General features: G+C 44.7%; 21 protein-coding genes. 17 read left to right on the plus strand and 4 right to left on the minus strand.

Annotated features, from left to right (window positions below; genetic code table 11):
* The first annotated feature begins 54 nt into the window (after positions 1-54).
* Entirely contained in the window at positions 55-504 is a 450-nt protein-coding gene (locus BCT49_RS17500) for a low molecular weight protein-tyrosine-phosphatase (protein WP_102339804.1), read from the plus strand.
* A gap of 109 nt (positions 505-613) precedes the next feature.
* Here BCT49_RS17500 and BCT49_RS17505 read toward each other — a convergent pair whose 3' ends face one another.
* Both BCT49_RS17505 and rne read right to left on the minus strand, forming a co-directional pair.
* A complete protein-coding gene (locus BCT49_RS17505; protein ID WP_102437010.1) occupies positions 614-2161 on the minus strand; it encodes a SulP family inorganic anion transporter in 1548 nt (515 codons plus the stop codon).
* Positions 2162-2422: 261 nt separating this feature from the next.
* Complete coding sequence (gene rne / locus BCT49_RS17510) at positions 2423-5617, minus strand: ribonuclease E (RefSeq protein WP_102437012.1); 3195 nt, start codon at positions 5615-5617, stop codon at positions 2423-2425.
* A gap of 617 nt (positions 5618-6234) precedes the next feature.
* Between rne and rluC the strand changes: the two genes are divergently transcribed.
* Positions 6235-7179 (plus strand): 23S rRNA pseudouridine(955/2504/2580) synthase RluC, encoded by a 945-nt coding sequence (gene rluC / locus BCT49_RS17515; RefSeq protein WP_017107288.1) that lies wholly within the window; start codon positions 6235-6237, stop codon positions 7177-7179.
* A gap of 217 nt (positions 7180-7396) precedes the next feature.
* On the opposite strand, the gene BCT49_RS17520 is transcribed toward rluC, so the two are convergent.
* Complete coding sequence (locus tag BCT49_RS17520; RefSeq protein ID WP_102437014.1) at positions 7397-7978, minus strand: Maf family protein; 582 nt, start codon at positions 7976-7978, stop codon at positions 7397-7399.
* A gap of 149 nt (positions 7979-8127) precedes the next feature.
* Here BCT49_RS17520 and yceD point away from each other — a divergent pair, with 149 nt between their 5' ends.
* The 15 genes from yceD (at position 8128) to BCT49_RS17595 (ending at position 21245) form a co-directional block, all read left to right on the plus strand.
* On the plus strand, positions 8128-8655 hold the full coding sequence (yceD, locus tag BCT49_RS17525; protein WP_004733994.1) for a 23S rRNA accumulation protein YceD: 528 nt from the start codon (positions 8128-8130) through the stop codon (positions 8653-8655).
* Between the two features lie 48 nt (positions 8656-8703).
* Positions 8704-8874: a 50S ribosomal protein L32 gene (gene rpmF / locus BCT49_RS17530; RefSeq protein ID WP_004737376.1), complete on the plus strand. Its 171-nt coding sequence runs from the start codon at positions 8704-8706 to the stop codon at positions 8872-8874.
* A gap of 9 nt (positions 8875-8883) precedes the next feature.
* Positions 8884-9909, plus strand: coding sequence for a phosphate acyltransferase PlsX (gene plsX, locus BCT49_RS17535; protein WP_102437016.1), 1026 nt, complete (start codon positions 8884-8886; stop codon positions 9907-9909).
* A gap of 5 nt (positions 9910-9914) precedes the next feature.
* Positions 9915-10865, plus strand: a complete 951-nt coding sequence (locus BCT49_RS17540; protein ID WP_010437276.1) for a beta-ketoacyl-ACP synthase III — start codon at positions 9915-9917, stop codon at positions 10863-10865.
* 80 nt (positions 10866-10945) lie between these two features.
* The gene (gene fabD, locus BCT49_RS17545; RefSeq protein ID WP_102437018.1) at positions 10946-11869 is read left to right on the plus strand and encodes an ACP S-malonyltransferase; all 924 of its coding nucleotides are present in this window, start codon (positions 10946-10948) and stop codon (positions 11867-11869) included.
* A 25-nt stretch (positions 11870-11894) separates the two neighbouring features.
* The gene (fabG, locus tag BCT49_RS17550) at positions 11895-12629 is read left to right on the plus strand and encodes a 3-oxoacyl-ACP reductase FabG (protein WP_029223568.1); all 735 of its coding nucleotides are present in this window, start codon (positions 11895-11897) and stop codon (positions 12627-12629) included.
* 166 nt (positions 12630-12795) lie between these two features.
* Positions 12796-13029 carry an acyl carrier protein gene (gene acpP / locus BCT49_RS17555; RefSeq protein ID WP_012603569.1) on the plus strand — a complete coding sequence of 78 codons (234 nt, stop codon included), beginning with the start codon at positions 12796-12798 and terminating at the stop codon, positions 13027-13029.
* A 93-nt stretch (positions 13030-13122) separates the two neighbouring features.
* Positions 13123-14367 (plus strand): beta-ketoacyl-ACP synthase II, encoded by a 1245-nt coding sequence (fabF, locus tag BCT49_RS17560; protein WP_017107282.1) that lies wholly within the window; start codon positions 13123-13125, stop codon positions 14365-14367.
* Positions 14368-14471: 104 nt separating this feature from the next.
* Positions 14472-15350: an aminodeoxychorismate lyase gene (gene pabC / locus BCT49_RS17565; RefSeq protein ID WP_102437020.1), complete on the plus strand. Its 879-nt coding sequence runs from the start codon at positions 14472-14474 to the stop codon at positions 15348-15350.
* A complete protein-coding gene (mltG, locus tag BCT49_RS17570) occupies positions 15347-16363 on the plus strand; it encodes an endolytic transglycosylase MltG (RefSeq protein WP_102437022.1) in 1017 nt (338 codons plus the stop codon). The genes pabC and mltG overlap by 4 nt, the downstream gene beginning before the upstream one ends.
* Before the next feature lie 10 nt (positions 16364-16373).
* Positions 16374-17006, plus strand: a complete 633-nt coding sequence (gene tmk, locus BCT49_RS17575; RefSeq protein ID WP_065103230.1) for a dTMP kinase — start codon at positions 16374-16376, stop codon at positions 17004-17006.
* Between the two features lie 6 nt (positions 17007-17012).
* Complete coding sequence (locus tag BCT49_RS17580) at positions 17013-17978, plus strand: DNA polymerase III subunit delta' (RefSeq protein ID WP_102437024.1); 966 nt, start codon at positions 17013-17015, stop codon at positions 17976-17978.
* Positions 17969-18736, plus strand: a complete 768-nt coding sequence (locus BCT49_RS17585; protein ID WP_102437026.1) for a TatD family hydrolase — start codon at positions 17969-17971, stop codon at positions 18734-18736. Before BCT49_RS17580 ends, BCT49_RS17585 begins: the two co-directional genes overlap by 10 nt.
* 444 nt (positions 18737-19180) lie before the next feature.
* Positions 19181-20611, plus strand: coding sequence for a PTS glucose transporter subunit IIBC (ptsG, locus tag BCT49_RS17590; protein WP_102437028.1), 1431 nt, complete (start codon positions 19181-19183; stop codon positions 20609-20611).
* Between the two features lie 229 nt (positions 20612-20840).
* Complete coding sequence (locus BCT49_RS17595) at positions 20841-21245, plus strand: hypothetical protein (protein ID WP_102437029.1); 405 nt, start codon at positions 20841-20843, stop codon at positions 21243-21245.
* 79 nt (positions 21246-21324) lie between these two features.
* Here the strand turns inward: BCT49_RS17595 and BCT49_RS17600 are convergent, their stop codons facing one another.
* Positions 21325-21918, minus strand: coding sequence for an outer membrane beta-barrel protein (locus BCT49_RS17600; RefSeq protein ID WP_102437031.1), 594 nt, complete (start codon positions 21916-21918; stop codon positions 21325-21327).
* Positions 21919-22031: the final 113 nt, after the last annotated feature.

The raw sequence follows: 22031 nt of genomic DNA on the forward strand, positions 1-22031 counted from the left end.
ATCATAGCCTAACTTAACCATAGCAAAAACCATCGGAAGAACAGGTGATTACGAATGAAGAAGATACTCGTTGTTTGTATGGGTAATATTTGTCGCTCGCCAACAGGTGAAGCGGTACTGAGGAAGAAGGCTAATCAGCTAGAAGTAGATGTTATTGTCGATTCTGCAGGGACGATTGGCTTTCATCAAGGCAACCCACCAGACTCTCGTTCAAAGTCTGCAGGTGAGAAACGTGGTTACAGTTTCAAAGGTATTACGTCACGCAAAGTCGTGATGAACGACTTTGAAGAGTTTGACCTAATACTCGCGGCAGATAAGGCGAATTTAGATGACTTAATGAGCCAGTGTCCGGCTCATCTGCAATACAAGATTGCGTTGTTTTTGAGTTTCGGAGAATCGCAGTATCAAGAGATACCCGATCCGTATTATGGCGAAGGGAATGGTTTTGAGTTGGTATTGGATTTAATTGAAGAGTCTAGTGAAGCGATATTGCGCTCTATCTAACGCCGAAACTATGTTCCGTGTTCCCACATTAGATATAAAACGACGGGTATAAAAAAGGCCGACATTCAATGTCGGCCTTTCTAAATCTAACGATAAGCGATGGCTAAAATTACTTAGACATTACTTTGTAGATTGGGTCTTCTGCAACGTTCGCTTCAACTAAGCTACCCGCTTTATGCAGCATAGCAACACAGTCTTGGCTTAGGTGACGAAGATGAAGAGTTTTGCCCAGAGCAGCGTAACGATCGGCAATCGTGTCGATTGCTTCAATTGCTGAGTGGTCAGTAACGCGTGAGTTTGCAAAATCAACGATAACATCTTGTGGATCGTTGTATGAGTCAAACAACTCAAGGAAGTTAGCGGTTGAACCAAAGAAGATTGGACCGTTAACTTTGTACTCTTTTGAGCCTTCAGCGTTTACTGATGTGTCTGCGTAGATGTGCTTAGCATGTTGCCATGCAAACATTAGTGCAGAAGCAACAACACCCACACCAACTGCTACCGCTAGGTCTGTTAGTACTGTAACTACAGTTACAAGAACGATAACGAAGAAGTCTTGTTTAGGAACGCGACGAGCCAGCTTGAAGGTTGCCCATTCAAACGTACCGATAACAACCATAAACATAACACCCACTAGCGCAGCTAGAGGAATCATTTCGATAAGCGCAGAGCCGAACAGGATGAACATCAGCAGTGCAACTGCAGCTACGATACCTGAAAGACGACCACGACCACCTGAGTTTACGTTGATCATCGATTGACCGATCATCGCACAACCACCCATCGCACCGAATACTGAACACGTTACGTTAGCCATACCTTGACCCACACATTCACGGTTAGATTGACCACGAGTGTTTGTCATTTCGTCTAGTACCGTTAGTGTCAGTAGAGACTCAATCAAGCCGATAGCCGCAAGGATAATTGCGTATGGCAGGATGATTTGTAGCGTCTCGAAAGAAACCGGAACAGCAGGAATAGAGAACGTTGGCAGAGAGCCTGCAAGTGTTGCAGCTTCGTCACCAGACATAGTACGTAGGAAATCAACAACAGTACGAGTTTCAAGATCAAGGCCGACAACCAAAGCCGTTACCGTAACAATAGCAACCAGTGAAGATGGTACTGCAGTTGTTAGTTTAGGCAGGAAGTGGATGATACCCATTGTTAGCGCAACTAAGCCTAACATCAGTGTCATTTGACCAGTTGGTAGCCAAGTTAATACACCTGTTACGTCTGGTGCTTTAAATTGTCCAAGCTGTGCTAAGAAGATAACGATCGCTAAACCGTTCACGAAACCAATCATTACTGGGTGCGGAACGATACGGATGAATTTACCTAGCTTGAATACACCCGCTGCAATTTGCAGAAGGCCAGCCATCATTACTGCGGCAAAGAGGTATTGAACGCCGTGGGTTGCTACTAGGCTCACCATTACTACAGCCATTGCGCCAGTTGCACCAGAAATCATACCTGGACGACCGCCGAAGACAGAAGTGATTAAACCTACGATGAATGCCGCGTAAAGACCAACCATTGGGTCAACGCCTGCAACAAAGGCGAATGCTACGGCTTCAGGTACCAGAGCTAGGGCTACTGTTAGACCTGAAAGCACATCATTTTTTACAGAGTGCTTTGAAAATTGTGGGAATTCGAACATGTTTGCTCAGCTATGCTTAAAATGGGTTTACCGACAAGAGTGTATTGCGTAGCCAAACAGTGATGAAAAAGAGCGGCAATAGCTAAGTGTCGAAAATATAAGTGCGCGAATGCTACCCAAAAATGTGATTAAGTTCAAGGTTGAACCCCATTTTGAGTAATATATCTATTATAACCAATCGGAACTGTGGATATAAAAAAAGGGCGACTTATGAATAAGTCGCCCTTAGATAGTTCTTTGCAGATTACTCTGCGAAGCTCATTAGTATTGAGGTTTAGTCATGCCAGCGCCGGCTTTATTTGACGCTGCTTGGCTGCCTGCACCTTTCGATACAAAACGCTCAGTACGGAATGGAGCTGCAACAACTTGAATCTCTTTGATCTCTTGAGGACCAGGAGCTTTAGTCATTGGAGAACCCGCTTGTTTCTTCGCTTCTACTGCCTTCGGTGCTGCTTTAGGAGCTTGTGCTTTTACCACAGGAGCTTCTTCTACTTTTGCACTTTCAGCTTTAGGCGCTTCAACCGCTTTTGCTGGTTCAATAACAGCTTCAGTTTCAACAGGCGCTTCAGTTTCAACAGGCGCTTCAGTTTCAACAATTGTCTCTGCTACAACGTCTTCAGCTTTAACTGTCTCAACAGGAGCTTCAACTACTGATGTTGTAACTACCGGAGCTTCTTCAACTACCGCAGGAGCTTCAGTAACCTGAGCTTCAACGACAGTTTCAGCTTCTTTACGGCGGATAATGACTTTACCCATCGCAAGTTCAGGACATGCAAAGCCGCCTGCCATAGCAGTGTTACTTTGCGGTGCCGTCTCTTGAGCTACGTTTTGCTCTTGTACAGCAACTTGAGTTTCAACTGCTACTTCAACTTCAGCCACTTCAGGTTTTGTCTGATTGTGGTGAGGTTTTGGAATGAAGCGAGGCATCACTTTACCCATAGCCATCTCTGGAGAAGCTACACCACCTTTACGTAGGCGGAATGGGTTAGGGCGACGATCACGACCGCGACGACGACGTTGACCACTTGCACGTAGGTGACGTGGTGAACGGCGGTTACGACGTTGCTTCGGCTCTTCCTGTTCAGTTTGCTCTGAGTCTACTTGAGTTGCTTCAACTTGCTCAGCAACCTTCTGTTCTTGAGCTACAGCTTGTTCGTGATTTGCTGCTTGTGCCTTTTGCTCTTTTGAAGCGTTATCGGCATTGTTGTCAGCTTCTGCTTGAGCTAGTTGATCTTTAACTCGAACTTGCTTATTCAGTTTACGACGCTGGCGACGCTCTTTAATCTTCACAGCTTTTGCTTCAGGCTTCGCCTTAGGCGCTTCTGGTTTATCAGCTTGCGCTTCTGCTGCTAGCTGTAGACCTTCTTCTGCTAATTTAGATGGAGCTTGCTCTTCACGTAGCTTCTGCTCATCACGTGGCTTATTGCGACGATCTTGCTTAGGCTTACGTGGTTGACGAGTTTGCTGTGGAGCTGCTTCTTTTTGCTCTTCAGGCTTCTCATCACGTACAGGCTTACGACGGCGTTTGTTGTCACGGTTTTCGTTACGATTGTCACCACGCTCGCTGCGCTCATTACGTTCACCGCGCTCACCACGTTGGTTACGACGGCGATTATCGTTACGATCACGGCGTTGACGGTTGCCGTTGTTGCGGTTGTTCTTAGGCTTTTCTTCTTCTTTCTTCTCTTCTTCTTTCTTCTCTTCTTGAGTTGAAGATCCAAATAAGAAGCTACCGATAGCTTTGAAGAAACGACCAATTAGACCTGGTTCTTGCGTTGTTGCAGCTGGTTCAACTTTCTTCTCTTCAACAGCTTTAGGGGCTGGAGCAGGAGTCGGTGCTGATTGAGCTGGAGCCGCGAAACCTTTCAGAGCTGGCTCTTCGATCTTCTTAGGACGAATAGTCTGTTCTGCTGGTTCTTTGCTTTCTGCTTCTTTTAGAGCTTCTAGCTTGTTAGGCAGTAGGTAAGATAGTAGATCGAACTCTTCACCTTCACGTACACGGATAACCTCAAAATGTGGCGTTTCCATGTCAGAGTTAGGAACAACAGTGATCTTAACTTCTTGGTTCTTCTCGATGTGGTTTACTGAGCGACGTTTCTCGTTCAATAGGTAAGAAGCGATAGGAACAGGGACTACAGCAAGAACTTGCGCAGTGTTGTCTTTTAGAGCTTCTTCTTCGATCAGACGTAGAACAGATAGTGCTAGAGATTCGTTATCACGAACAACACCAGTACCTGTACAACGAGGACAAATGTGGTGGCTTGCTTCTGCTAGTGATGGGCTCAAACGTTGACGAGACATCTCTAGAAGACCAAAGCGAGAAATACGACCAATCTGAACACGTGCGCGATCTAAACGAACAGCATCACGTAGACGGCTTTCTACTTCGCGTTGGTGGCGAACCGGAGTCATATCGATAAAGTCGATAACAACAAGACCACCTAGATCACGTAGACGTAATTGACGTGCAATTTCATCGGCTGCTTCTAGGTTAGTGTTAAGTGCTGTTTCTTCGATATCGCCGCCCTTTGTTGCACGAGCAGAGTTGATATCGATAGAAGTCAGAGCTTCTGTTGGGTCGATTACGATAGAACCACCAGATGGAAGACGAACTTCACGTTGGAAAGCAGATTCGATCTGGCTTTCAATCTGGTAATGGCTGAATAGTGGCACTTCACCATCGTATTTCTTAACGCGATTCATGAAATCTGGGCGTATTAATTGAATGTGCGCTTGTGCACGTTCAAAAATAGTATTGCTGTCGATTAGAATCTCGCCAATATCACGACGTAGATAGTCACGAATCGCGCGAACGATAACGTTACTTTCTTGGTGAATAAGGAAAGGAGCTGCATTTGAATCAGAAGCTTGCTTGATAGCGCCCCAGTGATTCAATAGAACGTTCAAGTCCCACTCTAGCTCTTCTGCACTTTTGCCAACACCCGCTGTACGCACGATTAAACCCATGCCTTGAGGTAGCTCAAGAGTGCTTAATGCTGCTTTCAGTTGAGTGCGTTCATCACCTTCGATACGACGAGAAATACCGCCAGCACGAGGGTTATTAGGCATAAGAACTAAGTAACTACCAGCCAAAGAGATGAAAGTTGTCAGTGCAGCGCCTTTGCTACCACGTTCTTCTTTCTCAACTTGTACGATTACTTCTTGTCCTTCTCTTAGCACTTCTTTAATGCTAGGACGGCCTTGGTATGTATAACCTTCAGGGAAGTATTCGCGGGCAATTTCTTTAAGAGGGAGGAAACCGTGACGTTCTGCGCCGTAATCAACAAATGCCGCTTCTAGGCTTGGTTCAATACGGGTAATACGTCCTTTGTAGATATTCGCTTTCTTTGACTCGTGACCTGGACTTTCGATATCTAGATCGAACAGTCGCTGGCCATCAACCAAAGCGACACGCAACTCTTCTTTTTGAGTTGCGTTAATTAACATTCTTTTCATTTAGAAATTCTCATTGTCTTTTCTTATTTTCATCATTGTTCTTATCGCTTTATTCGTTTCTCATGGTGCCAGATCCCATGGCTTTATCGGTGCAGCCTCCCGGCTGGAGAGGGATGCTCTGGGGCACGTCAGTCATCATAGGAAGTTAGCCTATGATCCGCGATGTGGCGGTGAATACTCAACATGAGCGTACGTGAGTAGAGCGATAAGGAACTCAGTTGACCGTGTCTTACGCCGATTGCAGCACTGTCTAATCTGAGTTATCTACTCATTTACTTGCTTATGAATGGTTAGCTGTTTAAATAATAGTCAAACCACTGATAGCAGCTGTGAACTATAGCAGCGGTCGGTAAACACAGCAATCTGCTTTGTCGGAATGCGGTAAAAAAAACAGTTTTTGTTTGGGTTTTGATAGCTCTAACTCACTGTCTATAAATAATTTATCAATTGATATTTTAATTTGCAGGAATCTTGATGCTTTTTTGTTCGAAGAATCAAAGAAATATAGGACTTCAGTCGCTATTTAGGGAGGATTCCGTGAGGATTAAGGATAAATTAGTACGGAATAGCGCTAAGAAAACCTCAATTATCAAAAGTGACAGTGGTACAATAGCCACATGAGCGAAATTAGAACCCAAGTCCAGTTCGTCGACATTGACGAAGATATGGCTGGTCAGCGTATTGATAACTTCTTACGCAACCAATTAAAAAACATCCCGAAAAGCATGATTTATCGAATCGTGCGTAAAGGCGAAGTCCGCGTAAATAAAAAACGCATCAAGGCTGAATACAAACTAAAAGCAGGTGATTTAGTTCGTATCCCGCCAGTTACTATTGAAGAGAAAACAGAAGACAGTGTGCCAAGCACGAAACTCAATAAGGTTTCGGAATTGGAACAGTGCATCATCTATGAAGATGATCACATGCTGATTCTGAATAAACCATCAGGTACTGCGGTTCACGGTGGCAGTGGACTTAAGTTCGGCGCAATTGAAGCGTTACGAGCACTTCGTCCTGATGCGCGTTTTCTTGAACTTGTGCATCGTATTGATAGAGACACGTCAGGTATTCTACTTATCGCGAAGAAACGTTCTGCGCTAAGACACCTTCAAGCACAGTTCCGCGAGAAAACCGTACAGAAGTACTATTTTGCTTTGGTGATGGGTGAGTGGAAGAACAGCTGTAAAGTTGTTAATGCTCCGCTGTTGAAGAACGAAGTGAATAGTATTGTTCGTGTTAATCCAAATGGCAAAGCTTCTGAAACGCGCTTTAGAGTTTTAGAAAAGTTCCAAGACGCCACTTTAGTTCAGGCAAGTCCAATTACGGGTCGTACGCACCAAATTCGTGTGCATGCTCAATACACTGGCCACCCAATTGCTTGGGATGACCGTTACGGTGATCGTCGTTTCGATGCTTATACGGGTAAAGTAGGACTGAACCGTCTGTTCTTGCATGCAGCCAATATCAAGTTTACCCACCCAGGTAGCGAAGAGAAGATGGATATCTCGGCGCCAATGGAAGCAAGATTAGAAAAAGCACTGACTGGCTTACGTAAGCTTTAACTTTAGGAAGATACGAGATACGAGATACGAAAGAGATAACTCTTTTAGGATTTAGTATCAGTTATCCGCAAATGATAAAGGTTGACGAATATCGTCAACCTTTTTTGTTTTTATATGTTGTAGAAAATCCCTAACACGTTCGAGACTCATTCTTCTTCATCGTCATCCCCTAGACCGACGAAGGAAGGAGTAGGGAACCTCCAATAGAGAGTACCTGCTATAACACACTCATTCCTTGCGCTTCTAACATATCGACCAGATCGATCAGAGGTAAGCCGATCAACGTATTTGGGTCTTTACCTTCCATTTGCTTAAATAACGCAATACCTAATCCTTCACACATAAAACTGCCGGCGCAGTAATAAGGCTGTTCTTTCTCAACATAGGAAATGATCTGTTGCTCTGTTAAATCGCGGAAATGTACTACGAAGGTATCTAAGCGAGTATCGGCTTGATTGGTTTCGCTGTTCCATACGGTTATCCCTGTATAGAAAGTGATGCTCTTACCGCTTTGGCGAGATAACTGCTCAATCGCTTTTTCACGAGTATGTGGTTTACCAATGATCTCCCCGTCAATGACGCACACTTGATCAGAGCCGATCACTAAGCTTGGTTTTTCAACCGCACAAGACTTGGCTTTTGTCTCGGCAAGACGCATTACCAATTGTTGAGGTGTCTCGTCTGAAAGAGGGGTTTCATCGCAGTCTGGCTTGGCTGTAACGAAGCTTAACTGTAGTTTTTTGAGGATCTCTTGCCTAAATGGTGAGGTAGAGGCTAAAACTAGTTGGTAATTTCTCATTTTAATTTACAATTCACGGAAGCATTTATCTCAGGATAACGTAACTTGTCCTGCTATTCATAATGCTCTGAATAGGAAAGGCAGGAAAGTACATTTTTTTTGCCATTTCCTTTGACTAAACATGATTTGGAAGATAAGATTCGCGCCCTATGCAAAAGGAAAAAATACCGCGTACAGTAGATCCGGCACGAACGGCTCAAAAACGACTTGATATGGATGGTATCATCCAAGTAAGTCTTTTGAAGCGTTTAACCGAAACAACTGAAGGCGTAAAACGTGACGCGCAAGTCTCAATGTCATTTGGGCTTGATGAACAACGATTAGTCGTTATCTCTGGTAAAGCTAACGTCGAAGTCGATTTAGAGTGTCAACGTTGTAATGAGGTTTTCGCACATGAGTGCGATGTCCAATTTACTTATACTCCTGTTTACAGCGAGAAAAGTGAAGAGGAAGCACCGGAAGAGTACGATTTGGTAGATCTGAACGAGTACGGTGAGTTAGACCTGATTCAATTAGTTGAAGACGAGTTCATCCTTGGATTGCCACAAATAGCAATGCACGACGATGCGAAATGTAGCGTTAACTCAAATAACTTGGTGTTTGGTGAACTTCCTGAAGAAATTGAGGAAGATAAAAAGCCGAATCCATTTGATGTTTTAAAAAACTTAAAGAAGTAACTTATTAACAAGTAACTATTTTTAAGAATTTACATAGGAGTAGGGTCAATGGCCGTACAAAAGAGCAAGAAATCACGTTCAATGCGTGGCATGCGTCGTTCACACGATGCGCTAACTACAGCTGCACTTTCTGTAGACGCAACTTCAGGTGAAACTCACCTACGTCACAACGTGACTGCCGAAGGTTTCTACCGCGGCAAAAAGGTTATCAACAAGTAAGGTTGACCTTTGCAAAATCTAACCGTTGCGCTTGATGCAATGGGCGGGGACTTCGGTCCTCGTGTAACAGTGCCTGCCGCCGTGCAGGCACTGTCGTATTTCCCAGAGCTAAAAGTCATTCTCATAGGTGATCGAAACGCGATCACATCTCAATTATCTTCATTAGGTCGAATGCCTGATTCTCGTTTGAGTATCCAGCATTGTGATCGAGTTATTTCCAATTCTGAAAAACCTTCACTAGCCTTACGTAATAGTCAGGGTAGTTCTATGCGTGCCGCTATTGATCTTGTTGCCGAATCACAGGCTGATGCTTGTGTGAGTGGTGGTAACACTGGCGCACTGATGGCTTTGTCCCGTTTCCGACTCAAACTCCTTCCTGGTATTGATAGGCCTGCATTGGTTTCAGCTTTGCCTACAGCGTCAGGGAATCGTACATGGATGCTTGATTTAGGGGCAAACGTGTCTAGTGATGCGGATTCACTGTTTCAGTTTGCCGTGATGGGCAGCGCATTAGCGGAACAACATTTAGATCGCGCTCCACGTGTCGCAATCTTGAATATCGGCGCAGAAGAAATTAAAGGCAACGACCTTGTAAAACGATGCGCGGAAATGTTGTCGAATACTCAGTCTGTGAACTTCATAGGCTATATTGAAGGTAACCAGCTACTTCAAGATGCTGCTGATGTCGTCGTATGTGATGGTTTTGTGGGCAATGTCTGCTTAAAAACGTGCGAAGGTACAGCTCAGCTCTTTATTGATAAGCTAAAAACGCGCATGATGGCTTCAACAATAAAGGGTTGGATAGCCAGAATGCTGTTTTCTGAGCTATTTACTGAATTAAAAACCTTGAACCCCGACCAGTATAACGGCGCAAGTTTGTTAGGATTGCGCGGCATTGTCATTAAAAGTCATGGAAGTGCTGATGTATCTGCAGTCGTCAACGCGATTGGTGAAGCAGTACACGAGGTCAAACGACAAGTCCCCAGCCGCATTAGCGATCGTTTGGAAGCGGTTTTACTCGAGAGGCATTATTAGTCTTCATGTATAGCAAAATTTTAGGTACTGGCAGCTACTTGCCATCTCAGGTGCGTACTAACGCAGACTTAGAGAAAATGGTAGAGACTAGCGATGAGTGGATCGTTGCTAGAACAGGTATTAAAGAGCGTCGTATTTCAGCGGAAAACGAAACCGTTGCGGATATGGCGTTTTACGCTGCTGAGAATGCCATTGAAATGGCGGGTATCGACAAAGAAGATATCGACTTAATCATTGTTGCAACAACCAGCAGTAGCCATACATTCCCATCTTCTGCATGTCAGGTACAAGGTAAGCTTGGTATTAAAGGCTGTCCTGCATTCGACTTAGCTGCAGCATGTTCAGGCTTTGTATATGCATTGTCTGTTGCTGACCAGCATATCAAAACGGGCATGTGTAAGAACGTTTTGGTGATTGGTGCTGATGCATTATCAAAAACCTGTGATCCGACTGACCGCTCTACTATCATCTTATTTGGTGATGCAGCAGGCGCGGTGGTTGTAGGCGCAAGCGAAGAGCCAGGTATTTTGTCGACTCACATTTACTCTGATGGTAAATATGGTGAACTTCTAAGCTTAGAAGTACCAGAGCGTGGCGGTGATGCAGATAAATGGCTGCACATGGCGGGCAACGAAGTATTCAAAGTGGCGGTAACTCAGCTTTCTAAGCTAGTTAAAGACACATTAGCGGCGAATAACATGGATAAGTCAGAGCTTGATTGGTTAGTTCCACACCAAGCCAACTACCGTATTATTTCAGCAACCGCTAAAAAGCTGACAATGTCGCTTGATCAAGTGGTGATTACCCTTGATAAGCACGGCAATACGTCGGCAGCTACGGTACCGACAGCACTCGATGAGGCTGTTCGTGACGGGCGAATTAAACGTGGTCAAACGCTTCTTCTCGAAGCCTTTGGCGGCGGCTTCACTTGGGGTTCTGCGCTAGTTAAATTCTAACCTCAAGCGATAATCAACAAACAAGGCACATAACTTATGTGCCTTATTCAATTTTTTGCTTTGCTTAAAGGAAAATTACAATGAGCAAATTTGCTATCGTATTCCCAGGCCAAGGCTCTCAAGCTATCGGTATGCTTGCTGACCTAGGCGAACAGTATCATGTTGTTAAAAAGACATTTGCTGAAGCTTCAGAAGCACTTGGTTACGATCTATGGGCATTGGTTCAAGATGGTCCAGTAGAAAATCTAAATGAAACTTTCCGTACTCAACCAGCTCTACTAACAGCGTCTGTTGCAATCTGGCGTGTATGGCAAGAGCTTGGTCTAGAGCAACCTGCAAACCTAGCAGGGCACAGCCTAGGCGAATACTCTGCACTAGTGTGTGCTGGCGTTATCGACTTTAAAGAAGCGATCAAGCTAGTTGAGCTACGTGGTCAACTGATGCAAGAAGCGGTTCCTGCAGGCGTTGGTGCAATGTACGCAATCATCGGTCTAGATGATGAAGCGATTGCTAAAGCGTGTGAAGAAGCGGCACAAGACGAAGTTGTGTCTCCAGTTAACTTCAATTCACCTGGCCAAGTTGTTATCGCGGGTAACAAAGCGGCAGTAGAGCGTGCTGGTGCACTATGTAAAGAAGCAGGCGCTAAACGTGCTCTTCCTTTACCTGTATCTGTGCCGTCTCACTGTGCCCTTATGAAGCCTGCAGCAGACAAGCTAGCGGTTGCTCTAGAAGCTCTAGAGTTCAACACACCGGCACTGCCTGTTATCAATAACGTCGATGTTATTGCTGAAACAGACCCTGCAAAAATCAAGAGCGCACTTGTTCGTCAGCTATACAGCCCAGTTCGTTGGACTGAAAGTGTACAAGCGATGAATGAGCAAGGCGTTGAAAAGCTACTAGAATTAGGCCCAGGTAAGGTTCTTACTGGTCTAACAAAACGTATTGTTAAAACTATGACAGCTGCTGCAGTTAATGACACTGCATCACTAGACGCTGCTAAGTAAATAACCAATTAATAGAGAAGTTATGATGAATTTAGAAGGCAAAGTTGCACTAGTTACAGGCGCAAGCCGTGGTATCGGTCGTGCAATCGCTGAACTTTTAGTTGAGCGTGGTGCTAAAGTTATCGGTACTGCTACGTCTGAAGGCGGCGCTGCTGCAATCAGCGAGTACCTTGGTGAGAACGGTAAAGGTCTTGCTCTTAACGTAACTGACGTTGACTCAATTACTGCTACACTGAAGACCATCAACGATGAATTTGGTGCGATCGACATTCTAGTTAACAACGCAGGTATCACTCGTGATAACCTACTTATGCGTATGAAAGACGACGAATGGAATGACATCATCGATACTAACTTAACGCCTATCTTCCGCATGTCTAAAGCTGTATTGCGTGGCATGATGAAGAAGCGTCAAGGTCGTATTGTAAACGTTGGTTCTGTAGTAGGTACTATGGGTAACGCTGGTCAAGCTAACTACGCAGCTGCAAAAGCTGGCGTGATTGGTTTTACTAAATCAATGGCTCGTGAAGTTGCATCTCGTGGCGTTACAGTGAACACTGTTGCTCCAGGTTTCATCGAAACTGATATGACTAAAGCGCTAAATGATGACCAACGTGCAGCAACTTTGGCGAATGTACCAGCAGGTCGACTAGGTGACCCTCGCGAAATCGCTGAAGCTGTGGTATTTTTGGCGTCACCTGCGGCAGCTTATATCACAGGTGAAACACTTCACGTCAATGGCGGTATGTACATGGTGTAAATTATGTGCAACATTTGTGCATGATTTAAGTCAAGATCATACGTAATTTCGGTTAAAATCGTGAAAATTGTGGTTTGACCAGAAAAGTTGACCTTGCAACTTTCAATAGATTGAATAAACTACGGAAAACATCGCATAAAGCGAACTCTGTAAAGGAAAAGAAAAAATGAGCAACCTCGAAGAACGCGTAAAGAAAATCATTGTTGAACAGCTAGGTGTAGACGAAGCTGAAGTTAAAAACGAAGCTTCTTTCGTTGATGACCTAGGTGCAGATTCTCTAGACACAGTTGAGCTAGTAATGGCTCTAGAAGAAGAATTCGACACTGAAATCCCAGATGACGAAGCTGAGAAAATTACTACTGTTCAAGCTGCTATCGATTACGTAACTAGCGCTCAGTAATAATCTCTCCCAGGCGGTCACCTTGACCGCCTGTGTTTTATCTAACTCATCTATCCTCATCTTAAATCACCTCAATCCCCGGAGTGTAATATCGTGTCCAAGCGTCGTGTAGTTGTCACTGGCATGGGTATGTTGTCGCCGGTAGGCAACACTGTAGAATCTTCTTGGAAAGCCCTGCTAGCTGGTCAAAGTGGTATCGTTAATATCGATCATTTTGATGCAACCAATTTCTCAACTCGTTTTGCAGGTCTAGTTAAAGACTTTAACTGCGAAGAGTATATGACTAAAAAAGATGCTCGTAAGATGGACTTGTTCATCCAGTACGGCGTCGCAGCAGGTATTCAAGCTTTAGATGATTCAGCCCTAACTATTACTGAAGAAAACGCCCCTCGTGTTGGCGTTGCTATCGGTTCTGGTATTGGTGGTCTTGGTTTGATCGAAGCAGGTCACCAAGCTCTAACTGAAAAAGGCCCTCGTAAAATCAGTCCGTTCTTCGTTCCGTCGACGATCGTGAATATGATTGCGGGTCACATGTCTATCATGCGTGGTCTACGCGGTCCAAACATCGCGATCTCTACGGCATGTACGACTGGTCTACATAACATTGGTCACGCGGCTCGTATGATTGCATACGGCGATGCTGACGCAATGCTAGCGGGTGGTGCAGAAAAAGCATCTACACCACTAGGTATGGGCGGTTTTGGTGCGGCTAAAGCACTGTCTACTCGTAACGATGAGCCTCAAAAAGCTTCTCGTCCATGGGACAAAGGTCGTGACGGCTTCGTTCTTGGTGACGGTGCAGGCATGATGGTTCTTGAAGAGTACGAACATGCGAAAGCTCGTGGCGCTAAGATTTACTGTGAGCTAGTTGGCTTCGGTATGTCGGGTGACGCTTACCATATGACATCTCCAAGTGAAGATGGTTCTGGTGGCGCGCTAGCGATGGAAGCGGCTATGCGTGATGCTGGCGTGACTGGTGAGCAAATCGGTTATGTTAACGCACACGGTACATCGACTCCTGCGGGTGATGTAGCTGAAGTTAAGGGTATTAAACGTGCTCTTGGCGAAGCAGGCTGTAAGCAAGTATTGGTTTCTTCTACGAAATCAATGACTGGCCACCTTCTTGGTGCTGCTGGTTCTGCTGAAGCGATCATCACAGCGATGTCCTTGGTTGACCAGATTGTCCCACCGACAATCAACCTAGATGATCCTGAAGAAGGCTTAGATATTGACTTAGTACCTCACACCGCACGTAAAGTTAGCGGCATGGAATATGCTGCATGTAACTCATTCGGTTTTGGTGGTACAAACGGCTGTTTGATCTTCAAAAAGATTTAATCATCTTATTAAAGACATAAACACTCGTAGATAGTCACAATTAGACTTGTTTTTAAACGGCTTGATGCTTTAGCATTGAGCCGTTTCTTTTTATGGGGAAAAACATGTTTTGGGTTGATGGAGAAAGCCAACAAACTATCGGTATCTTGGATCGTTCGTTTCAGTACGGAGACGGCTGTTTCACAACAATGCTTGTCCGAGATGGTCAGATTCAACATTTTCACGATCATCAGCGTCGTGTCGATGATTGCCTTAAAGCGTTACGCATTTCCGCACTTGACTGGGATGTGGTTAACCTTTGGCTCGATAGTGCGCTTCAACATATCCAAGATAATGCTCTTCATGGAACAAAGAGCCTTGATGGTTCAACGAATCTTCAAGGTAAAAACAAGCTTCATAATGAAAAATCAGGGATCAAGCTGCACGTTAGCCGTGGAGCTGGCGGTCGTGGCTACAGTACCAAGAATATCGCCAAGCCAACGATAACCATCAGTACATTTGATTACCCAAGTCATTATTCAGCGTGGCAAGATTTCGGTGTAGAACTTGGCATCTGCCAACAAGCATTAGGTTTGAGCCCACTATTGGCCGGTCATAAGCACAATAATCGCCTCGAGCAAATCTTGATGAAAGATGAAATGGATCAGGCCGATGAAGTTGATGGTGTTGTTCTTGATATCTCAGGTAATGTGATTGAAACCACCATGGCCAATTTGTTTTGGCGAAAAGGGCAGATGGTTCACACTCCTCAACTGACGCAAAGTGGCGTTGCTGGGGTTATGCGTAAGCAAGTGTTAACCGCGCTGAATCAAGCTGAACTTTCCGTTACTATTAGTGACTACTGCTTATCTCAACTCATGCAAGCTGACGAGGTTTTCATGACCAACTCCATTTTAGGGATTGCCCCCGTTACTCGTATTAGTGATACCCAATTTACGATTGGGACCGTTACTCGTAGCCTTCAAGGACAACTAAACTCGTGATCAAAAAGTTATTTATTTTTATTATCTTGTGCCTAATTGCAGCCGGTGCTGCTGGGTTCTACGTTTACAACCAAGCGCAAGATAACCTGAAACAAGTTATTCAATTAGAAAAACCACAGGTTGTTACTGTTGCTTCAGGTAGCAGCTTTAACCGCGTTCTCGCTCAGCTGATTAATGACGGCCTGTTTGAAGCGTCTCCTTACGAGAAACTGATCCGTAAGTTACATCCTGAGCTTGTAGACGTAAAAGCGGGGACATTCCTGCTTGAGCCTGGTTTAACCCTCGAGCAAGCGCTACAAGTGCTGGTCGAAGGGAAAGAGCACCAATTTACGATTACTTTCGTCGAAGGCAGTCGTTTTGATGAGTGGCTTGTTCAGCTAAAAGATAACGAATTCATTCAACAGACGTTGGATGGTGTGTCTGAAACAGAGATCGCTGAAAAGTTGGGTATTGAAAATGAAAAGCTAGAAGGTCTTTTCTTAGCGGAAACGTATCATTATACCTATGGCACAACGGATTTAGATCTGTTGAAACGCGCCCACCGAGATCTAATGAACGTGGTGAATGATGAGTGGGAAAATAGAGCCGATAAACTGCCTCTTAAATCGCCTTATGAAGCTCTGATTCTTGCGTCTATCATCGAGAAAGAGACGGCTGTCGCTTCTGAGCGTGAGCGTGTGTCTTCTGTGTTCGTTAACCGCTTGAACAAGCGTATGCGTCTGCAAACTGACCCAACGGTTATCTACGGCATGGGCGATAGCTATAAAGGCAATATTCGTAAGAAAGATCTACGTACACCAACGCCCTACAACACCTATACAATGAGTGGTTTACCACCGACGCCGATTGCAATGGCGGGTAAAGCGTCTATCAACGCGGCTCTGAATCCAGAGAAGAGCAACTACCTGTATTTTGTAGCGAGTGGAACAGGCGGTCACGTATTTTCAAAGAGTTTGACTGAGCATAACCGTGCAGTACGAGCTTACTTAAAGCAATTAAGAAAAAACAAATAAAGAAAGAATTATGAATCAGTCGAAATTTATCGTGGTTGAAGGCCTTGAAGGCGCAGGCAAAAGTACAGCAATCAATGCCATCGTTGAGACATTGAAAGCCGCTGGTGTCGCGGACATCGTTAATACTCGTGAACCCGGTGGCACCGTGCTTGCCGAGAAGATGCGCTCATTGGTCAAAGAAGAACACGAAGGCGAGAAGCTTCAAGACATGACCGAATTGCTGCTGATGTACGCGGCGCGTGTTCAATTAGTAGAAAACGTCATCAAGCCAGCACTCGACAGTGGTAAATGGGTCTTGGGTGATCGTCATGATATGTCATCTCAAGCTTATCAAGGTGGTGGTCGCCAGATCGCACGCACTACGATGGAATCACTGAAAGAAACCACGCTAGGCGGTTTTAAGCCAGATCTAACCCTATACTTGGATTTGGACCCTAGAGTAGGGCTTGAACGCGCTAGAGGCCGCGGTGAGCTCGATAGAATCGAAAAGATGGATATCTCATTCTTCGATCGTACGCGTGAACGTTACCTTGAGATTGCAGCACAAGACGAAACGGTTCTTGTGGTTAATGCACAGCAAGAGATTGAGCAAGTGGCTGCTGATATTAAAGTCGCGCTAGGTGCTTGGCTCGATAAACAGTAGGTAGTCATGGCTGAAGTGTATTCTTGGCTCACACCGGTATGGAGTGAGTGGAAAAAAAGTCTCGATGCAGAACGTTTTCCTAACTCTGTGATTGTTAATGCGCCTGAAGGGCTCGGCGTGGAAGCGCTGGTTAGTCAGCTCACGTCGGCATTGATGTGTGTTAACTACGAAAGTGAAGCGTGCGGCTTTTGTCACAGCTGTGAATTAATGAAGTCGGGGAGTCACCCGGATTTCCATGTGATTGAACCTGAGAAAGAAGGTAAATCGATTACCGTTGACCAGGTGCGTGCGAGTAACCGCTGGGCTCAACAATCGTCCCAGTTAGGTGGCCTGCGTGTCATCTTACTGAATCCGGCTGAAGCGATGAACGAATCGGCGTCTAATGCGCTGTTGAAAACGCTGGAAGAACCTGCGAGTAACTGTATTTTCATTCTTTCGACGCGCAATAGTAATCGCTTAATGCCGACTATTCTTAGCCGTTGTCAGCAATTTAATGTCGTGTGTCCACAATTGGATGCGGGCTCGGCATGGTTAAATGGAGAAGTCGGTAAAACGGTTCCCCAGTATATATTGGCATTGAATGACAACGCGCCTTTGAAAGCCAAAGCGATGTTTGAGCAAGGCGGTGTTGAGGCTTCTAGCAAAGCGTTAGATGGCTTCGTGGATGTTATCAAAGGTGTCCAACCAGACATGCTGAAGTTCTCTACAGAGCTGAGTAAGGAGCCTCTGGTTCAACTAGGTTGGCTATGGCACTTACTGTCTGACGTGCAAAAGCTGCATTTTGGTTTAGCGAGCAAGGCGATCACCCCGAGTGCCAACGCACTCTCTGAGGTGATGTCTTACCAAAGTGCCTATACAGTATCGAATAAGCTGCTGATATTAATTGAGCAGTTGAAGCAACACCCTGGGCTCAATACGGAGCTACTCATAATGAATTGGCTTATTGCCACTTGCGAGGAAACATGTTCGTAGATTCCCATTGTCATTTAGACAAACTGGATTACCAAGATTTGCACACAAGCGTCGAAGACGTGGTTAATAAAGCGAAAGCAGCAAACGTTGACCAACTGCTTTCTGTTGGCGTTACGCTGGATTCGTTTGAAAATATGCTCGAGATGATCTCGCCGTTTGATAACGTTAAGGCATCGTGTGGCGTACATCCTCTCGATGTAGAGAGCGACTTTTGTTTAGACAGAATGCGTGAATACGCGAGCAACCCTAAAGTGGTGGCGATTGGTGAAACAGGCCTAGATTATCACTACCAACCAGAGACGGCAGAGCTACAACAACTGCGATTTAAGCAGCATGTCGCGTTGGCAGTAGAGCTAGATAAGCCTTTGATCATCCATACTCGTAATGCGCGTGAAGATACATTGTCGATTTTGCGTGATGGCGGTGCTGATAAATGTGGTGGTGTGATTCACTGCTTTACTGAGGATCAAGCGTTCGCTGAAGCGGCGATGGAACTTGGCTTTTATATCTCGATCTCAGGGATCGTTACTTTTAGGCAAGCGACGGAACTTAAAGAAGTCGTAAAGAATTTGCCGCTTGATCGACTGTTGATCGAGACGGATTCTCCATATCTTGCCCCAGTTCCATATCGTGGTAACCAGAATCAGCCTGCATATGTGGTCGAAGTGGCGGCTTATATTGCGCAGTTGAAAGGGCTGTCAATGAAAGAGGTTGCTGAACAAACGACCAAAAATTACCAAAAACTTTTTTTGCGATAAAAAACTAACTTAACAAATAAAAGGGAGCGAAAGCTCCCTTTTTGTGTTTTTGATCACCAAAAATGCGCTTTTTTTTAATGTTTACTAATTATGTTGAACTTGAGAGCCCTATTTCTAACATTTGTAATTTTGTTACTAAAAATAACATTCGCTCCTATTTTATTTACCCAGTAAAATAATAAGACTCTTAAAAAATTCTGTTTGTTTTCAATTGTTTACTGGCTTGTAAAGCATTGCATTTCTTGATTTGACATGTGATCCAAGACGTGTTTTGAAACTAAATTTCGTAAGTGACTAGAAAGTTAGTTCCCCATCAATATATATTTAGCGGCAGAAAATATAATGCAATACATGGTTACATTTTCGCAGGGTGCTAACATATAGGCTACGGGGGTGTGCCGTTAGGACCCATATAATTATTTTATCTTTATCAGGAGCATAAACATGTTTAAGAACCTTTTTGCTAGCCTGCAGAAAGTTGGTAAGTCTCTGATGCTACCAGTATCAGTTTTACCAGTTGCGGGTATTTTGCTAGGTGTCGGTGCAGCAGATCTTCCTTTCATTCCAGAAATTGTTTCAAACTTAATGGAACAAGCTGGTGGTTCAGTATTCGGTCAAATGGCACTGCTGTTCGCAGTAGGTGTTGCACTTGGCTTTACTAACAACGATGGTGTAGCTGGTCTAGCTGCTATCGTTGGTTACGGCATCATGACTGCTACACTTGGCGTAATGGCTGGTGTAATGGGCGTTGATAAAATCGATACTGGTGTACTAGGTGGTATCCTAGTCGGTGGTGTTGCTGCTTGGGCATTCAACCGTTTCTTCCGTATTCAACTACCAGAGTACTTAGGCTTCTTCGCTGGTAAGCGTGCCGTGCCAATCATCACAGGTTTCTCTGCGATTGGTCTAGCAATCCTACTATCTGTAGTATGGCCACCAGTTGGCGGCGCTATCTCTGCGTTCTCTGATTGGGCTGCTCACCAAAACCCACAAGTGGCGTTTGGTATCTACGGTATCGTTGAGCGTTCTCTGATTCCATTTGGTCTTCACCACGTTTGGAACGTACCTTTCTTCTTTGAAGCTGGTACTTGTGTAAACGCTGCTGGCGAAACTCAAAACGGTGTTCTTACTTGTTACCTAGTTGCTGATGACGCATCTCGTGCAGCGGGCAATGGCTTCGGTCAGCTAGCTGGTGGTTACATGTTCAAGATGTTCGGTCTACCTGCTGCTGCAATCGCGATTGCACATTCAGCTAAACCTGAAAACCGCGCTAAAGTAATGGGTATCATGGCTTCTGCTGCGTTAACTTCATTCCTAACGGGTATCACTGAACCAATCGAATTCTCATTCCTATTCGTTGCTCCTGTTCTGTACGCAATCCACGCTCTACTAGCTGGTTCTGCATACGTTCTTGCGAACACTCTAGGTTTTGTACACGGTACATCTTTCTCACACGGTCTAATCGACTTCCTAGTTCTATCTGGCAACGCGTCTAAGATGGGCCTAATGGTTGTATGTGGTATTGCTTACGCTGCAATTTACTACATCGTATTCCGCACTGTGATTAAAGCACTTGACCTTAAAACTCCAGGTCGCGAAGACGAGTCAGAAGACGAAATCGTTGCAACTGGTACAGAGCTTGCTGGTGAGTTAGTTGCTGCATTCGGTGGCAAAGCGAACATCACTGGTCTTGACGCTTGTATTACTCGTCTACGTGTAGCAGTTGCTGATACAGCAGTTGTTGACCAAGACAAACTGAAGAAACTAGGTGCTGCAGGTGTTGTTGTAGTTGCTGGTGGCGTACAAGCTATCTTCGGTACTAAGTCTGACAACCTTAAGACAGACATGGATGAGTGGATCCGTAACAACGGTTAATTCACTGATTCAATAAATTGAAAGGAGGCCGAAAGGCCTCCTTTTTTGTTTTCTGAGTTATGAAAGTCCTTCCTGCACTTATTCTTTTGCACTCAATCGGTTATCGAACAGCTCAATGTTTTGATGCTCAATTACCCGCTTTGGGTACCTCTTATCTTTAACTTTATGATGACAACATCCGTTGTGATTTAAGTAATCTACCGTTTTTTAAACACAGTCTGAGAATACTATGAAACATCGTTACCTAATTGGCCTTATGTGCTGCAGCGGAGCCTCGCTAGCTCATGCTTCTGAAACTCCAAACCTAGAAGTTGGCTTAGCCGTCGACCAAGATCTAAGTGTTGTTGTTGAGTTTGATCAGAAGTATCGCGCCACAGTCGGTAATGATGGTGCAGCATTCGATTATATTTTTAAGCGTGGTCAATTTGAGACTGAAGCGCCTTTAAGTTGGTATGTCGGTGCAGGTGCTTGGGCTGAATGGAATGATGATTTTGGTTTGCGTGTGCCGCTAGGCGTGAAAGTGAATTTCTACGAAGGTTGGAATGCTTACGCACAAGTTCATCCTGAGCTCGACATGTATAAAGGTGTTGAGTTACAAATAGGCGGCGCACTAGGTGTGACCTACAAGTTCTAAGTTGAACTGAAAAACGTTTTTTCATTTCGTTAGAATACTTCTAGTCTAAAGGCTTATTGAGCCAATATGGGGACTCAACCTAGAAGGTAAAACTCAATCCAACATTGGCTTGGAATTGATTCATCCAGTCGGTATCAAAGCGGATAATGCAGTCTTGGCCATTGCTCGGTATGTTACAAACACCGAAGGTATCGTTGTCGACGACCGTGCCTAACCAACGTACTTGTGTGTTCAATGCTAAGCGGTCGCTAAATTTGTACTCCAAACCGCCGAAGATCGAGGTTGAGAAGCCATATTTATCTTTCGCCCAGTCGACATCAACGTAAGACGCTCCAAGACCTAACCCTAGATACCCAGACAATACAGGGGATGCAGGGTAGTAGATACTGCTTTGAAGGTGCAGGTATTGAATTGAGGAGCTTAGGTTGAGTGTTTCTAGTTCAGAGCTCTGATTGGAATAGAAAAAGCCGATGCGACCTTTCTCAAGTGGAGTTTCAATGGCGAAGGTGTAGTTTTCTGAACCTTCCATGTCATAAGTATTACCATCCTGATCTTCGACGCTACCACCACCGGTATAACCAATCATCGGAGTGATAATAATTTCCGGTGCTGCATACAAGTTTGAAGCGGAAATTAGCGCAACAAGCGCAATCATATTTGCTTTGTTATTCATGAGTATATCCTTATCCATACGCTGACTAATTGTGATGGTTACATCAATATTGTGCGACTAATTTCGACGATTCTTGAAGATACTTCACACACCTGATAATACTTAAATAGAGA

The organism is Vibrio lentus (assembly GCF_002875945.1).
GTDB classification, from domain to species: Bacteria; Pseudomonadota; Gammaproteobacteria; order Enterobacterales; family Vibrionaceae; genus Vibrio; species Vibrio apostichopi.

What these genes read in the sequence shown, in the direction of transcription:
- BCT49_RS17500 (WP_102339804.1), top strand. Translation starts at nt 55, where the DNA reads ATGAAGAAGATACTCGTTGTTTGTATGGGTAATATTTGTCGCTCGCCA.
- BCT49_RS17505 (WP_102437010.1), bottom strand. Translation starts at nt 2,161, where the DNA reads ATGTTCGAATTCCCACAATTTTCAAAGCACTCTGTAAAAAATGATGTG.
- rne (WP_102437012.1), bottom strand. Translation starts at nt 5,617, where the DNA reads ATGAAAAGAATGTTAATTAACGCAACTCAAAAAGAAGAGTTGCGTGTC.
- rluC (WP_017107288.1), top strand. Translation starts at nt 6,235, where the DNA reads ATGAGCGAAATTAGAACCCAAGTCCAGTTCGTCGACATTGACGAAGAT.
- BCT49_RS17520 (WP_102437014.1), bottom strand. Translation starts at nt 7,978, where the DNA reads ATGAGAAATTACCAACTAGTTTTAGCCTCTACCTCACCATTTAGGCAA.
- yceD (WP_004733994.1), top strand. Translation starts at nt 8,128, where the DNA reads ATGCAAAAGGAAAAAATACCGCGTACAGTAGATCCGGCACGAACGGCT.
- rpmF (WP_004737376.1), top strand. Translation starts at nt 8,704, where the DNA reads ATGGCCGTACAAAAGAGCAAGAAATCACGTTCAATGCGTGGCATGCGT.
- BCT49_RS17540 (WP_010437276.1), top strand. Translation starts at nt 9,915, where the DNA reads ATGTATAGCAAAATTTTAGGTACTGGCAGCTACTTGCCATCTCAGGTG.
- fabD (WP_102437018.1), top strand. Translation starts at nt 10,946, where the DNA reads ATGAGCAAATTTGCTATCGTATTCCCAGGCCAAGGCTCTCAAGCTATC.
- fabG (WP_029223568.1), top strand. Translation starts at nt 11,895, where the DNA reads ATGAATTTAGAAGGCAAAGTTGCACTAGTTACAGGCGCAAGCCGTGGT.
- acpP (WP_012603569.1), top strand. Translation starts at nt 12,796, where the DNA reads ATGAGCAACCTCGAAGAACGCGTAAAGAAAATCATTGTTGAACAGCTA.
- pabC (WP_102437020.1), top strand. Translation starts at nt 14,472, where the DNA reads ATGTTTTGGGTTGATGGAGAAAGCCAACAAACTATCGGTATCTTGGAT.
- tmk (WP_065103230.1), top strand. Translation starts at nt 16,374, where the DNA reads ATGAATCAGTCGAAATTTATCGTGGTTGAAGGCCTTGAAGGCGCAGGC.
- BCT49_RS17580 (WP_102437024.1), top strand. Translation starts at nt 17,013, where the DNA reads ATGGCTGAAGTGTATTCTTGGCTCACACCGGTATGGAGTGAGTGGAAA.
- BCT49_RS17585 (WP_102437026.1), top strand. Translation starts at nt 17,969, where the DNA reads ATGTTCGTAGATTCCCATTGTCATTTAGACAAACTGGATTACCAAGAT.
- ptsG (WP_102437028.1), top strand. Translation starts at nt 19,181, where the DNA reads ATGTTTAAGAACCTTTTTGCTAGCCTGCAGAAAGTTGGTAAGTCTCTG.
- BCT49_RS17595 (WP_102437029.1), top strand. Translation starts at nt 20,841, where the DNA reads ATGAAACATCGTTACCTAATTGGCCTTATGTGCTGCAGCGGAGCCTCG.
- BCT49_RS17600 (WP_102437031.1), bottom strand. Translation starts at nt 21,918, where the DNA reads ATGAATAACAAAGCAAATATGATTGCGCTTGTTGCGCTAATTTCCGCT.